General features: G+C 63.9%; 10 protein-coding genes (1 of these 10 running past the window's edge). 1 reads left to right on the top strand and 9 read right to left on the bottom strand.

The window, feature by feature from the left end:
* On the top strand, window positions 1-438 hold the 3' portion of the coding sequence (locus tag NKI31_RS06385) for a M23 family metallopeptidase (RefSeq protein WP_023686664.1). The gene continues 1,533 nt to the left of window position 1, outside the view; the window shows 438 of its 1,971 coding nt (coding positions 1,534-1,971); the start codon falls outside the window, past its left edge; its stop codon occupies window positions 436-438.
* Window positions 439-611: 173 nt separating this feature from the next.
* On the opposite strand, the gene NKI31_RS06390 is transcribed toward NKI31_RS06385, so the two are convergent.
* The 9 genes from NKI31_RS06390 to NKI31_RS06430 all read right to left on the bottom strand — a co-directional run bounded on the left by NKI31_RS06390 (window position 612) and on the right by NKI31_RS06430 (window position 14,194).
* Entirely contained in the window at window positions 612-2,171 is a 1,560-nt protein-coding gene (locus NKI31_RS06390; RefSeq protein WP_352650872.1) for an MFS transporter, read from the bottom strand.
* 102 nt (window positions 2,172-2,273) lie between these two features.
* Window positions 2,274-3,791: a L,D-transpeptidase family protein gene (locus tag NKI31_RS06395; RefSeq protein WP_023698976.1), complete on the bottom strand. Its 1,518-nt coding sequence runs from the start codon at window positions 3,789-3,791 to the stop codon at window positions 2,274-2,276.
* A gap of 292 nt (window positions 3,792-4,083) precedes the next feature.
* A complete protein-coding gene (locus tag NKI31_RS06400) occupies window positions 4,084-4,440 on the bottom strand; it encodes an MmcQ/YjbR family DNA-binding protein (protein ID WP_023685771.1) in 357 nt (118 codons plus the stop codon).
* A 71-nt stretch (window positions 4,441-4,511) separates the two neighbouring features.
* On the bottom strand, window positions 4,512-7,118 hold the full coding sequence (clpB, locus tag NKI31_RS06405; protein WP_023672968.1) for an ATP-dependent chaperone ClpB: 2,607 nt from the start codon (window positions 7,116-7,118) through the stop codon (window positions 4,512-4,514).
* Between the two features lie 208 nt (window positions 7,119-7,326).
* Complete coding sequence (locus tag NKI31_RS06410) at window positions 7,327-8,322, bottom strand: DUF4167 domain-containing protein (protein WP_023748456.1); 996 nt, start codon at window positions 8,320-8,322, stop codon at window positions 7,327-7,329.
* A gap of 305 nt (window positions 8,323-8,627) precedes the next feature.
* A complete protein-coding gene (gene prmC, locus NKI31_RS06415; protein ID WP_023804566.1) occupies window positions 8,628-9,506 on the bottom strand; it encodes a peptide chain release factor N(5)-glutamine methyltransferase in 879 nt (292 codons plus the stop codon).
* Entirely contained in the window at window positions 9,499-10,578 is a 1,080-nt protein-coding gene (gene prfA, locus NKI31_RS06420; RefSeq protein WP_031198877.1) for a peptide chain release factor 1, read from the bottom strand. Before prfA ends, prmC begins: the two co-directional genes overlap by 8 nt.
* Before the next feature lie 8 nt (window positions 10,579-10,586).
* Window positions 10,587-12,857 (bottom strand): phosphoenolpyruvate--protein phosphotransferase, encoded by a 2,271-nt coding sequence (gene ptsP / locus NKI31_RS06425; RefSeq protein WP_023693992.1) that lies wholly within the window; start codon window positions 12,855-12,857, stop codon window positions 10,587-10,589.
* An 83-nt stretch (window positions 12,858-12,940) separates the two neighbouring features.
* Window positions 12,941-14,194 carry an aspartate kinase gene (locus NKI31_RS06430; RefSeq protein ID WP_023685777.1) on the bottom strand — a complete coding sequence of 418 codons (1,254 nt, stop codon included), beginning with the start codon at window positions 14,192-14,194 and terminating at the stop codon, window positions 12,941-12,943.
* Window positions 14,195-14,385 lie beyond the last annotated feature (191 nt).

Genomic DNA, 14,385 nt, shown 5'->3' on the forward strand with positions numbered 1-14,385 from the left:
CGCATGCATACCGGCGTCGACTGGGCGGCGCCGATCGGAACGCCGATCATCGCCGCCGGCAACGGCACCATCGAAAAGGCCGGCTGGGCCGGCGGCTACGGCAAACAGATCATCATCCGCCATGCCAATGGCTACGAGACCTCCTACAATCACCAGAGCGCCTTTGCCAAAGGCATCGAACCGGGCGTTCATGTCCGCCAGGGCCAGACCATCGGCTTCCTCGGTCAGACCGGCCTCTCCACCGGCCCGCATCTTCACTACGAGCTGATCGTCAACGGCACCAAGGTCGACCCGATGCGCGTGCGCCTGCCGGTCGGCAAGGTGCTGAAGGGCGACGACCTGGTCGCTTTCAAGCGCGAGCGCGAGCGCATCGATGAACTGCTCAAGCAGGAAGACAGCAATCCGCTGAAGGTCGCGAGCGCCAAGATCGAAGGCTAATGCATGTCGCCCAGAAGTGTGCCGCGGTTCTGGGACAACGACATGCCTCAAAACAAACACTTAAAGCGCGTCGTATGAATCCGTTTCAGCGCGACGCGCTTTAAGCCGTCACACTCGACGCCGGCGAATCATAATCGCCCCATCAGAGCATTCCGAATCGGGTCGGCTCCGAATCAGGTCGACTGCTCCTCTTCGGCTCGTGACCAAGGCAGCTTTTGCCCCGAAACGGTGGCCCAGGCGATAATAGCGGCAAGCAGGCAAAGCACGGCCGTCACTGTCGACACGGCCGCGAACGCCGCATCGCTGGCGGCGAGCCGTGTTGCATCAAGGTCTGGCGCCAGGCCGGCCAATGCCGGTTCGCCGAATCCCGGAATGCCCGGCCTAGCGCTGGTATCGAGCATCGTCGAATAGACCCAGGCCGCGAGCGAGCCCATCGCCGCCACAGCAATCAGCCCGCCAATGCGCGAAACCGCATTGTTGATGCCGGAAGCGGCGCCGGTATCCTTGTCCTCGACCGCGGTCATGACCGCCGTCGACAGCGGCGACACCACCAGCGCCATGCCGAGCCCCATCACGGCCATCAGCGGAAAGATACCGGTCCAGAAATTGTGCATGCCGGCATGAGTGAGCAAAGCCAGCCCGGCAAAGGCGATGGCAACCACCAGGCAGCCGCTGGCGATCGGAAAACGCGGACCGATGCGATCCGACCACTGGCCGACGAGACCCGACAGCAGCGCGATCGACGCCGACAGCGGCAGGAAGATGAAACCGACCTCTTTGGTGCTCAGCCCCCATCCGGCGATCAACAGCATCGGCAGGTAGAACAGATTGGCCGACAGGGCGAAATACAGGAAGAAGGTGGCGAGGTTGGCGCCGGCAAAGGCGCCCATCCGAAACAGCTTGAGATCGATCATCGGCTCGCGCTGCCGAAGCTCGAAGACGATGAAGATGATAAGCAGCACGGCGCCTGCGGCGATGCTCGGCCCCGACATCAGCCCGCTGCCTTCGGCGCTCATCGAGGTCAGTCCGTAGGCAAGCGCCCCGAAGGCAAGCGTGGCGAGAGCGGCGCCGCCGAGATCGAGGCTTCGCTTCTCCGTCGGCGCGTCGGCGGGAATCTTGGCCAGCAGGAGATAGATCGAGATCAGCCCGAGCGGCAGGTTGACGGCGAAGATCGCCCGCCAGATACCGCCGCCAAAGGCCGACAGAACGAAGCCGCCGAGCACCGGACCGAGCGCAGTCGTCAGCGCCGAGGCGGCGGCCCAGATGCCGATCGCCCGGCCGCGCTCCTTCTTCGGATAGGCCTTGGCGATGATGGCGAGGCTGCCCGGCACCATGATCGCCGCACCAATGCCCTGAATGGCGCGAAAGGCGATGAGCACCAGCGCATTCGGCGCCACCGCGCAGGCCAGCGAAGCGACGATGAACAGCGCAATGCCGGCAACGAAGGCGCGCCTGAGGCCAAACCGGTCGCCGGCGGCGCCGCCGGCCAGAATCAGCGCCGACAGCGTCAGCGCATAGGCGTTGGAAATCCACTGGACCTCGGCCAGGCTGGCGCCGAGGTCGACGCGCATTGCCGGCATGGCAATGGCCAGGATCGACCCGTCGATGAAGCCGAGCGCTGACGCCAGGATCGCCGCTACCAGCACGAACTTGCGCTGCGACTGCGGGCAAAATGTACCGTTGGAAAGCGACCTGGTCAGGGGAACGGCTGCGGCTTCGCTCGGAGACTTCATGAGCGTCTGCTTAGACTTGTTGCGGGCCGGCAACAACCAGCCAGCACCCTGCGCTCATGAATCCAGCTTTGGATATCGGCCTGCCTTAAGGGCAGGCCGATATCACTGCGCTGGAGCGCTCACTTGCTCCGCAACATCATCGGCCGAGGGACCGCCGACGAACTCGACGGTGACGCCCGGCGACACCAGCTTGGCCAGTTCACGCGCATCCCAATTTGTCAGGCGCACGCAGCCATGGCTTTCGGTCTTGCCGATCTTGGAGGGATCGGGCGTGCCGTGAATGCCATAGGTCGGCTTGTCCAGCGCGATCCACACCGAGCCGACCGGGCCGTTCGGACCCGGCGGGATGGTCAGGATCTTGTCGTTCTGGCCCTGCTTGAAATTGATGCTGGGGTTGTAGGTGTAGTTCGGATCGAGCGCGACGCGCGACACCGTATGAGTGCCGGTCGGCGAGGGCGTGTCGGCTGAACCAATGGTGGCCGGATAGGCCGCGACCAGCTTGCCACCGGCGTCATAGGCGAACACCTGCTTCTTGTCCTTGTCGGCGACGATGCGGGCAACCGGCGTCGCCACGAGCCTGCCGAAATTGGCGACCTTGATGATGGTGCCGGGACGGCTGAAGTCGGCCTCGGGATTGAGCCCCTTCAGGTAGTTCTCGTCCATGTGGAACCGTTCGGCCAAGGCTTCGGTGACGGAGGTGTAAGCCATGCGGTCGAGCTGCGCCTTCTGGCTGTAATCCTCCGGTATCGAGGCGACATAAGGCCCGGCCGCGTCCTCGGGCGTGATCGTATAATTGGCGAAAGCATCGCCACCGGTCTGCGCCAGCGCAGCCTGGATGCCGACCGCGTCGGTCGAGCGCAGATTGCTGCCGGTGATCTGGTTATAGGCGGCAAGCGCCTTGTCGACATTGGAGCCGAAGCGCCCGTCGACGACGCCGGGTGAAGCGCCGGCGCGGTCGAGCAGCACCTGCAAGGCGGCTACATCCTGGCGTGCGCCGAGTGAAAGCGAGGGATCGACCACGGTCTTGCCACCGGCTTTCGGCGGCAGCGCGGCCTGGCCGGCGGGCGCCGCCGGTTCGGCGGGATCGATTGAGGCTTCGTTCAGCGGCTGGCGCTTGACGGGCCGCGGTTCAGCGGATTTCGGCGCTTCCGGATAGGTGTCGCTGTCATTGGCATCATCCTGCGGAGCGGCCCCCAGGAATCTGTCGCTTTCAGGATCGTATTCATCAACCGGCGGGCCGGGGATTCGTCCCTGATCGTCCAGTTGCCTGCGGCGGAAACGCGCCATGTCTTCGGGATCGTCGAGATAGTAGCGGTCGTCGTCTTCGACCGGTGCGCGTCCAAGCTCACGTGCCCGCATTTCCCGGCGCAGCGCGCGGCGGTCGAGCCTGGTCTGCGGCGGCTGGATGGCGATGACCTTGCCGGTCTCGGCATCGACGATGACGCGGTTGCCCCTGGCGTCGTAATAGATGTCGAGATTGCCGTCCTGGGCAAGCACAATGCCGCCGCTATCGGCGGCGCGGACGGCCGGCAGTGCGTTGTCCACAGTCGGCGATGCCATGGCGCTGGACGTGAGCAGCCCGGCGGCGAGCACCGAAAAGGCAAGGATCGTGCGGAACATGGTGGTCAAACTCTCCGGTACTTACAGCGCCGCGCGTCCGTTTGGACGCGCAAAGGACGCTGTAACACTTCATGTCTGCGCATGATCCTTTCCGAAAATCGAATTTCGATTTTCGGGGTCATGCGTAATTGCCGCCGCCCGGCAGTGTTCCCACCAGAACGTTCTCGCCACCGTTTGGATGCGCAAGGAACGCCCTGATCGTCAAAAGCCTGCAGGCAAACCCCTTCGCCAGCAAACCACAACATAAGCTTTCCAACATGAACCGGGCATGAAGATGGCGGATTACTGGTTGCTACAGGCCCAATTCCTTGCGCGTCTGCTTCGTCAGCTTGAGGACGACGAGGCGGTGGCTTTCGCCGAGATAGTCCTTCAGCGCATCATCATCCATGCTCTGGCTTGTCTGACGCTGGATCCATTTCATGCCGCGCGAGGCGAGATAGGGCGCCGGCCGGCAGCCGGGCTGATCCTTCAGCACGTCATAAGCCATTTCAGAGCATTTGAAGGTGACGAAGACGCCACCCTCCCGGTCATGGCCGGCGATGGTGAAGACCTTGCCACCGACTTTCCAGACATCGGCCCCGCCCCACTGCACGACATGCGTCGTCTGCGGCAGCGAGGCGCAGAAGCTGTTGTAGTCGTCCAGCGTCATCTGCACCCCCGTCAAAGGATTGTTGTTTCATAAGAAAATGCCGCGCGTCCGGTCGGACGCGCGGCGTTGGATCAGGCTGCCGCGTCGGTCGGCACCACAGTGGGCCTGGACCGGAAATTCAACCGGTCGGAGCCGGCCGTGACCTTGACGGTCGAGCCGTCGAGTATCTCGCCAAGCAGGATTTTTTCCGCCAGCGGATCTTGCAGGTCCTTCTGCATCACCCGCTTCAGCGGCCGCGCGCCATAGGCCGGGTCGTAGCCCTTCGCCGCCAGCCAGTCGATCGAATCCTGGTCGAGCGACAGTGTGATCTTGCGGTCGGCGAGCAGGCTTTCCAGCCGCTTGAGCTGGATCTCGACGATGCGGCCCATATCCTGCCGGCGCAGCCGGTGGAACAGGATCACCTCGTCGACGCGGTTGAGGAACTCCGGCCTGAACGAGGCTCTCACCACGCTCATAACCTCGTCGCGCACGGCATCGACGTCCTGCTCTTCGCCGAGATTGACCAGATATTCGGCACCGAGGTTCGACGTCATGACGATCAGCGTGTTGCGGAAGTCGACCGTGCGGCCCTGCCCGTCGGTCAGCCGCCCGTCGTCGAGCACCTGCAACAGCACGTTGAAGACATCCGGATGCGCCTTCTCGATCTCGTCGAACAGCACGACCTGATAGGGCCGGCGCCGCACCGCTTCGGTCAGCGCACCGCCTTCCTCATAGCCGACATAACCGGGAGGCGCTCCGATCAGCCGGGCGACCGAGTGCTTCTCCATGTATTCCGACATGTCGATGCGCACCATAGCGCTCTCGTCGTCGAACAGGAAATTGGCCAGCGCCTTGGTCAGTTCGGTCTTGCCGACGCCGGTCGGTCCGAGGAACATGAACGAGCCGATCGGCCGGTTCGGATCCTGCAGCCCGGCCCGGGCACGACGCACGGCCTTGGACACCGCCTGTACCGCTTCGCCCTGGCCGACGACTCGCTTGCCGATCTCGTCTTCCATGCGCAGCAGCTTGTCGCGCTCGCCCTGCAGCATCTTGTCGACCGGAATGCCGGTCCAGCGCGACACGATATGGGCGACGTGGTCGGGCGTGACCACCTCTTCGACCATGCCGGCTTTGCCGTCCTGGGCTTCGGCTTCCTTCAGCTTCTTTTCCAGTTCCGGGATCTTGCCATAGGCAAGCTCGCCGGCGCGCTGGAATTCACCCTTGCGCTGGGCAATGGCGAGGTCGTTGCGGGCCGCGTCGAGCTGCTTCTTGAGGTCAGCGGCGAGGCCAAGCTTCTGCTTCTCCGACTGCCATTTGGCGGTGATCTCGGTCGATTCCTCCTCGAGGCCGACGAGTTCCTTTTCGAGACGCGCGAGCCGGTCCTTTGACGCCTCGTCCTTCTCGACCTTCAGTGCCTCGCGCTCGATCTTGAGCTGCATGATGCGGCGATCGATTTCGTCCAGCGCCTCGGGCTTGGAATCGACCTGCATCCTCAGCCGCGACGCGGCTTCGTCGACAAGGTCGATCGCCTTGTCCGGCAGGAAACGGTCGGCGATGTAGCGGTTGGACAAGGTCGCCGCCGCGACCAGCGCCGAATCCGAGATGCGCACCTTGTGGTGCTGCTCGTACTTCTCCTTCAGGCCACGCAGGATCGACACGGTATCTTCCACCGACGGCTCGTTGACGAAGACCGGCTGGAACCGGCGGGCAAGGGCCGCGTCCTTCTCGACATGCTTCCTGTATTCATCGAGCGTGGTCGCGCCGACGCAGTGCAGTTCGCCGCGCGCCAGCGCCGGCTTCAACAGGTTCGAAGCGTCCATGGCGCCATCGGCCTTGCCGGCGCCGACCAGCGTGTGCATCTCGTCGATGAACAGGATGATGCCGCCGGCCGCCGAGGTGACTTCGTTGAGCACGGCCTTCAGCCGCTCCTCGAACTCGCCGCGATATTTGGCGCCGGCAATCAGCGCGCCCATGTCGAGCGCCATCAACTGCTTGTCCTTCAGCGATTCGGGCACGTCGCCATTGACGATGCGCAGCGCCAGACCTTCGGCGATCGCCGTTTTGCCGACGCCCGGCTCGCCGATCAGCACCGGGTTGTTCTTGGTACGCCGCGACAGCACCTGGATGGTGCGGCGGATCTCGTCGTCACGGCCAATCACAGGGTCGAGCTTGCCGGCGCGGGCATCGGCGGTGAGGTCGCGCGCGTATTTCTTCAGCGCGTCATAGCCCTGCTCGGCGCTCGCCGAATCGGCGGTACGGCCCTTGCGGACGTCGTTGATCACCTGGTTCAGCGCCTGCGCTGTGACGCCGGCCTTGGACAGGATATCGGCCGTCTTGGCCGACTTCTCCATCGCCAGCGCCTGCAGCAGCCGCTCGACCGTGACAAAACTGTCGCCGGCTTTCTTGGCCAATTCCTCGGCGGTCGAAAACACCTTGGCCAGCGGCTGCGCCAGATAAAGCTGGCCGTTGCCGCCTTCCACCTTGGGCATGGCCTCAAGGGCGGTCTCGACGCCAAGCTTGACGTCGCGCACGTTGCCGCCGGCGCGCTCGATCAGCGAGGCGGCCAGCCCCTCGTCGTCATCGACGAGGACCTTCAGCATATGTTCGGGAGTGAATTGCTGGTGATTGCGCGAGAGCGCCATGGTCTGGGCGGACTGAATGAATCCGCGGACGCGCTCGGAGTATTTCTCGAGGTTCATATCTGTCTCCTTCCATCACCGGCCCGCTTTGCGGCACCGGATCAGATTGCGGTGACGGACCCGCTCATCCGAGCCGGGTCCAGTTCACGCCAGATATGGGGCGCAAGCCATTGCCGCTCAAGACGTCCGGCTGATGATATTGCATGGCCGAGCAAACGAAAACGGCGGAGATTTCTCTCCGCCGTTTCATCGACTTATGTCTTATGGGTCAGTTGTTGGCGTCGACGGCGAACGGGTCGCCGGCAGGGCTTTCGGCCGGCGCCGCATCCACCACGTCAATAGCGGCAGCGGTCTCGCCGGCGCCATCCACCACCTGGCCACCACCAGACTGTTCGTCACCGACCTGATCGGCATTGTTGCGCGGGCGGCGCGGACGCCGCGGGCGACGGGCAGCGCCGCTCTCGGCGGCTGCCTCATTGAGTTCGGCCCGGGCGGCAAGAGCCGCCGGCGACAGGTTTTCGTACAGCGGCGCCGGCTCGGAGAAACCGCTCTCGGCTTCGGGCTCAACCGCGGAAACGGTTTCCGCCTGTGCCGGGGTTTCGGTGAAGCGCTGCTGGTCGCCGCGCTGGCCGTTCTGCTCGCCACGCTGGGCAAAGTCGCCACGCTGGTCGTTCTGGCCATAGCCGCCATTGGGGCGGCGGTCACGGTTGCGGCCATTGTTGTCGCGGCCGTTGTTGTTGCGGCCATTATTGTCACGGCCATTATTGTCACGGCCACTGTTGTTCTCGCGGCCGTTTTCCTGGCCGTATGCGAGTTCGGCCGGCGTGCCCTCAATCGTCGGCTGCGGACCGTTGCCGTGGTTCGCCATCGGCGCTTGAGTCTCGCCGCCATTGCCGCTGCCGGCATTGTCAAAATCGTCGCGATCTTCATCGTCGTCGAATTCGTCGCGGTTCTGCGGGGCATTCTGGATCGGCATCTGCGCCTGTGCGGCGGCAATGATGCGGTTGTAGTGCTCGGCGTGCTGGAGGTAATTTTCCGCCATAACCCGGTCGCCGGAGCTTTGGGCATCACGGGCCAGAGTGGCGTATTTTTCGGCGATCTGCTGAGCCGATCCACGGATTTTCACGTCCGGGCCGTTGCTCTCGTAGTTGCGCGTCAGGGGATTTGGGCCCTTGCGGTTGTTGTTGTTGTTATTGTTGTTGCCACCGCCGCCGCCATTGTTGTTGCGACCGCGCATGCGCCTGTTCTGCTGTTGTGGCCTCATAAGACTCTCTTCATTTTGAAATTTTCGAAAAACGTTTCGCGAACGGAGGCGCTCATGCAGCCAGCCGTTTCGTTTCTTCACCGGCGTTCGCCCGCATCAATTGCGTTGGCGCCACGTGTCATCCTGTTCCGGTTACATCACTTGCCGGACGATTCCCGCACGAAGCTTGGGCGTCGTTTGCGCAAGAAGGCAGCTATTTCCAAGGAAAACCGAATCGCTAAGAGCACTGCCTGCTTCGTCTCATCCGGTTAGGGCGGACCCTAGCCGCATTCCCCGGCATTGCCAAGCGCTTTTTTTGCACTGCGTCAAGGCTTTCCCTGTTCAAACATAAGAACCCTGTCGTTTCCGCCAAGATCGACAAATGCCCCGGCCAGCCTGTAGCCGGCTGCCGCGAATATGTCTTTGACCTCATTGCGCTGCGTGTGGCCGATCTCGACCGCTATCTTGCCTTCTGCTTCCAGAAACTTTGCCGCCTCGGCGGCGATGATCCTGTAGGGGCCAAGACCGTCCACACCGCCATCAAGGGCTCTGTGCGGATCGAAATCGCGGACCTCGTCCTGCAGATTTCCAATGTCTCTAGACGATATATAGGGAGGGTTTGCGGCAATTACATGGTATCGGCCCGAAACTTTTTCGAACCAGTCAGACTGCAGCCCCACGAACCGGCCGGCGAGTCCGAGTTGCTCGGCATTGCGTATCGCGGTTGCCAGCGCGTCTTGTGAAATATCGACCCCGGTGGCGGTCGCGGCCGGAACCGCGCTGAGCAGCGCCAGCGCAATCGCGCCGGTACCGGTGCCGAGATCGAGGATACGGCATTCCCCCAGCCTTTCGGCCGTCGCGCCGGCAAAAGGCAGGATCGCCTCGACCAGCGTTTCGGTGTCCGGCCGCGGCTCCAGCGTTTCCGGCGACAGCGACAGCCGCAGGCCGTAAAACTCGCGAAACCCGAGGATGCGGTGAACCGGTTCGCCGGCCATGCGGCGCTGCAGAGCAGCGCCGATTGCGGCAACCGCACCCGCATCGACCGTCCGTTGCGGGTCGGCGATCGCCTGCGTACGGTCCGTGCGGGAAAAATGCTCGACGATAAGCCTGGCATCCAGCGCCGGGTCGGAAAGGCCGGCTGCGGCAAGCCGCTCCCGCGCCACCCGCAACAACGGCCCGAGCGCGCCGGGCAACATGTCAGCCATCGAGGCCAATATCGGCGAGCAGCTTCGACTGATGGTCGGCGATCAGCGCATTGATGACCTCATCGAGCTCGCCCATCATCACCCGGTCGAGCTTGTAGAGCGTCAGGTTGATACGATGGTCGGTAAGGCGGCCCTGCGGGAAGTTGTAGGTGCGGATGCGCTCCGAACGGTCGCCCGAACCAACCTGCGATTTGCGTGACTCCGAGCGCTCCTCGTCCGCCTTGCTGCGCTCGAGGTCGTAAAGCCGCGCACGCAGAATCTGCATGGCTTTCGCCCGGTTCTGATGCTGCGACTTCTCCGCCTGCACCACCATGATGCCGGTCGGCAAATGGGTGATGCGCACCGCAGAATCGGTGGTGTTGACGTGCTGGCCGCCCGAACCCGAGGCGCGCATCGTGTCGATACGGATGTCTTCGGCGCGAATGTCGATGTCGACCTCTTCGGCCTCCGGTAGTACGGCAACCGTCGCCGCCGAAGTGTGGATGCGCCCGCTGGCCTCGGTCGCCGGCACGCGCTGCACGCGGTGCACGCCGGATTCAAATTTCAGATGGGCAAAGACTCCCCTACCGGAAATGGTGGCGATGATTTCCTTGAAGCCGCCGGCATCGCCGTCGCTGGCCGACACCGTCTCGAAGCGCCAGCCGCGTTCGGCGGCATAGCGCTCATACATGCGAAAAAGGTCGCCGGCAAACAATGCCGCCTCGTCGCCGCCGGTGCCGGCGCGGATTTCAAGGATGGCGTTCTTGTCGTCGGCCGCATCCTTGGGCAACAGCAGGATCTGGATGTCCTTCTGCAGCTCTTCGATACGCCCTTCGACGCCGGGCAGATCTGCCTCCGCCAGGGCCCGCATCTCGGCATCGGTGCCCTTGTCGGCAAGCATCGCCTCGAGGTCGGCTTGCTCGCGCTCGACTGAGCGCAGTTCCCTGACCTTGGCCACCATGTCCTGCAGCTCGGCATATTCCGAGGCCATCTTCACATAGGCATCGGCCGCCGGGCCGGCCGACATCTGCGCTTCGAGCATCTCGAAACGCTTGACGACCTGATCCATACGCTCGCGGGGAAGATTGACCATGGCTAATGCTATAGCGGGATGGAGCGGTCGTCGGCGAAGGCCTGCAGCAGCGCCCGCATCGGCAGCCCTTGAGCCGGCGCCATCAGATTGTCGGCAAAGAAAGCCTCCAATTCCTCCAATGGCAGTTCGGTTAGCATCGCCTTTACCGGGCCGATCGAGGCTGGAGACATCGAGATCGAGCGGTAGCCAAGGCCGATCAGCGCCATGGCGGAAATGGGTTTTCCGGCAAGCTCGCCGCACAGCGTCACCGGCGTGTGGTTGCGAACCCCGGCGTCGGCGATCTGCTTCAGAACCCGCAGGAACGGCGTCGACAGCGTGTCGAAGCGGTCGGAGAGCTGCGTGTTCCCCCGATCGACCGCCATGACGAACTGGAACAGGTCGTTGGAGCCGACCGAGACGAAATCGACCGCCTTCATCAACTCGTCGAGCTGGAACAGCAGCGACGGCACTTCCAGCATGGCGCCCACCTTGAGGCTGGTCGGCAGATGGTGGGCAAAGCGGGAGAGATGCCGCACTTCGCGGTCGATGATCTCGCGCGCCTGGGCGATTTCGCCGAGTTCGGTAACCATCGGCAGCATCAGCTTCAGTTCGCGCCCGCCGCAGGCCTTCAGCAGAGCGCGGATCTGGGTCCTGAGCAGACCCGGCCGGTCGAGCGTCAGCCGGATCGCGCGCCAGCCGAGCGCAGGGTTTTCTTCCTGGATGGCGCCCTTGAAGTAGGGCAGCACCTTGTCGCCGCCGATGTCGATGGTGCGGAAGGTGACCGGCTTGCCGCGCGCCGCGTCCAGCACGTCGCGGTAGAGCCGCTCCTGCGCCTCGGCACGCGGGAATGTCGAGGCGACCATGAACTGCAATTCGGTGCGGAACAGGCCGATGCCGGCGGCACCCGCCTCGGCCAGCTGCGGCAGGTCGACGGCCAGGCCCGCATTCATCAGCAGGTCGACCTGGACGCCGTCCTTGGTCACCGACGGCTTCTTGCGCAGTTCCCGGTAGACTTCCTGCCGGCGCGCCCGGAAGCGCACTTTTTCGGCATAGGCAGCTTCGAGGTCGGGCTGCGGCCGCAGATGGATGGTGCCTTCCTCGCCGTCGACGATGATGGCATCGCCGTTTTCCGCCATGGAAACGGCGCCCTTCATCTGGCCGGCGACCGGAATGCCCATGGCGCGCGCTACGATGACGACATGGCTGGTGGCAGCGCCGTCTTCCAGCACCACGCCGCGCAGCTTGTCCCTGGGATAATCAAGCAGTTCGGCCGCGCCCATCGAGCGCGCGACCAGGATGGCATCCTTCGGCAGTGACGCCGCGACGTCGTCAGGCCCGCGCCCCATCAGCTGGCGCAGCAGCCGGTTGGCGAGATCGTCGAAGTCGCTCATCCTCTCGCGCAAATAAGGATCGGTCATGTGCAGCATGCGGGCGCGCATGTCGCTTTGGACCTTTTCCACCGCCGCTTCCGCTGTCAGGCCGTTGCGGATCGCCTCTTCCAGCCGGCGCACCCAGCCGCGGTCGTTGGCAAACATGCGATACGCTTCGAGCACCTCGCGATGTTCGCCCTCGAAGGCGACATCGCGCCGCTCCAGCATGTCGTCGATGGAAAGCCTGAGCGAACCGAGCGACGTCTCCAGCCGGCGCACCTCTTCCTCACTGTCCTCGTTGAACAGATTGGTGACGACGATGCGTGGCTCATGCAGCACGACATGGCCGAGGCCGACGCCCTCGTTGAAGGACAGGCCGGTAAAGCTGACGGGACGGCGCAGATCGAGTTCGAGGCCGGGCCGGGTCAGGCGAGCGAGATCGCCGGTGGCGATCATCTCGGCGATCACCATGGCGGTCGTTTCCAGCGCCTCGACCTCGTCGTCGCGGTAGTGGCGCATGGTCTTGTTCTGCACCACCAGCACGCCCAGCGTGCGCCCTGCCCTTAGTACCGGCACGCCGAGGAAGGAATTGTAGATCTCTTCGCCCGTCTCCGGCAGGTAGGCGAAGGCCGGATGTTCCTGTGCATTGGAGAGGTTGAGCGGCCGCGCGCTCGCGGCAATGGTGCCGACGAGGCCCTGCCCCAGCCGCAGTTGCGCCAAATGGACGGCGTTCGGGTTCAGACCTTCGGTGGCATAGAGTTCGAGCACCGAATCGGCGCGCAGCACATAGAGCGAGCAGACCTCGGCGACCATGTTGGAGGCGATGTCGCGCACGATCCGGTCGAGCCGCTCCTGCGGCTCCAGCGGCTCCTGCATGAGCTCGCGGAGCCGTTTCAGCAGAACGCGCGGGCCGCTGGCCGTATCACGCATCGCGGCTTCTTCTCCAATGGGCATTTTGCCCGCCGCAGTTTCCACTGCGACCGGCGCACACGCAACAACTCAAATCGCTCTCGCTACTGCTTATCCAGACCGTACACGGAATGCAAAGTACGAACCGCGAGTTCCGTGTAGGGACCGTCAATCAGTATCGAAATCTTGATCTCGGAGGTAGTGATGGCGCGGATGTTGATCGCCTTGTCGGCCAGCGCCTTGAAAGCGGTGGCGGCCACACCGGCATGGCTGCGCATGCCGATGCCGATGACCGAAACCTTCGACATGCCGGCTTCCGACTGCACCACGTCATAGCCGATCGAAGCCTTCAGACGCTCCAGCACGGCCAACGCCTTGTCCACGTCGCCGGACGGCACGGTGAAGGTCATGTCGGTGAACTTGCCGTCCTCGGAGATGTTCTGGACGATCATGTCGACATTGATGTTGGCCTCGGCCAGCGGGCCGAAAATGCCGGCGGCAACGCCCGGGCGGTCGCCGACGCGGCGCAGAGAAATCTGCGCTTCGTCCTTGGCGTAGGCAATTCCGGTGACGACCTGCTGTTCCACGATCTCTTCCTCGTCGCAAATGAGCGTTCCCGGAGGATTGAGCAAATCCCCCATTCCGGGCGCATCGGGATCGTCGAAGGACGACCGCACGAACGTACGCACCCTGTGCACCATGGCAAGCTCGACCGAGCGCACCTGCAAGACCTTGGCGCCGAGCGAGGCCATTTCGAGCATTTCCTCGAACGAAATCTTGTTGAGCCGCCGCGCCTTCGGCTCGATGCGCGGATCGGTGGTGTAGACGCCGTCGACATCGGTGTAGATGTCGCAGCGGTCGGCCTTGACCGCCGCGGCAATGGCCACCGCGCTTGTGTCGGAGCCGCCGCGGCCGAGCGTGGCGATGCGGTTGTCCGGGCCGATGCCCTGGAAGCCGGCGACGACAGCCACCTGGCCCTCGCCGAAGCGCTTGATCAGGAACGCGCCGTCAATGTCGAGGATGCGCGCCGCGCCATGCGCGTTGTCGGTCTTGATCGGGATCTGCCAGCCCTGCCAGGAGCGGGCATGGACGCCCATATTCTGCAGTGTGATCGCCAGCAGGCCGGCAGTCACCTGCTCGCCCGAGGCGACCACGGCGTCATACTCGCGCGCGTCGTGCATGGGCGAGGCTTCGCGCGTCCAGCCAACCAGTTCGTTGGTCTTGCCCGCCATCGCCGAAACCACGACAGCGACCTCATGGCCGGCATCGACCTCGCGTTTGACGTGACGCGCCACATTGCGGATGCGGGCGATGTCGGCGACGGAGGTTCCGCCGAATTTCATCACGATGCGCGCCATGGAAGCGAAATGCCTTTGACTGAAGCCGGCCCAGGACCGAAAGGGGAAGTAAGCGCTCGACAGAAGCCGGCCGCTGAATGCGCGCCTCCTTAGCCAAATGATCACGGTTTCGCAAGGCTGGCGGCGGATGCCGGCTTCAGGATCGCGGCATATTGCGTTCGGCCCCGCCGCCGCTTACCAAATGCTGCCCG

The sequence above is a fragment of the Mesorhizobium sp. M0659 genome, from assembly GCF_040320605.1.
Taxonomy (GTDB): domain Bacteria; phylum Pseudomonadota; class Alphaproteobacteria; order Rhizobiales; family Rhizobiaceae; genus Mesorhizobium.

Coding starts and splice junctions, on each gene's coding strand:
- NKI31_RS06410 (WP_023748456.1), bottom strand. CDS start 8,322: ATGAGGCCACAACAGCAGAACAGGCGCATGCGCGGTCGCAACAACAAT.
- NKI31_RS06395 (WP_023698976.1), bottom strand. CDS start 3,791: ATGTTCCGCACGATCCTTGCCTTTTCGGTGCTCGCCGCCGGGCTGCTC.
- NKI31_RS06400 (WP_023685771.1), bottom strand. CDS start 4,440: ATGACGCTGGACGACTACAACAGCTTCTGCGCCTCGCTGCCGCAGACG.
- ptsP (WP_023693992.1), bottom strand. CDS start 12,857: ATGCGTGATACGGCCAGCGGCCCGCGCGTTCTGCTGAAACGGCTCCGC.
- clpB (WP_023672968.1), bottom strand. CDS start 7,118: ATGAACCTCGAGAAATACTCCGAGCGCGTCCGCGGATTCATTCAGTCC.
- NKI31_RS06430 (WP_023685777.1), bottom strand. CDS start 14,194: ATGGCGCGCATCGTGATGAAATTCGGCGGAACCTCCGTCGCCGACATC.
- NKI31_RS06390 (WP_352650872.1), bottom strand. CDS start 2,171: ATGAAGTCTCCGAGCGAAGCCGCAGCCGTTCCCCTGACCAGGTCGCTT.
- prfA (WP_031198877.1), bottom strand. CDS start 10,578: ATGGTCAATCTTCCCCGCGAGCGTATGGATCAGGTCGTCAAGCGTTTC.
- prmC (WP_023804566.1), bottom strand. CDS start 9,506: ATGGCTGACATGTTGCCCGGCGCGCTCGGGCCGTTGTTGCGGGTGGCG.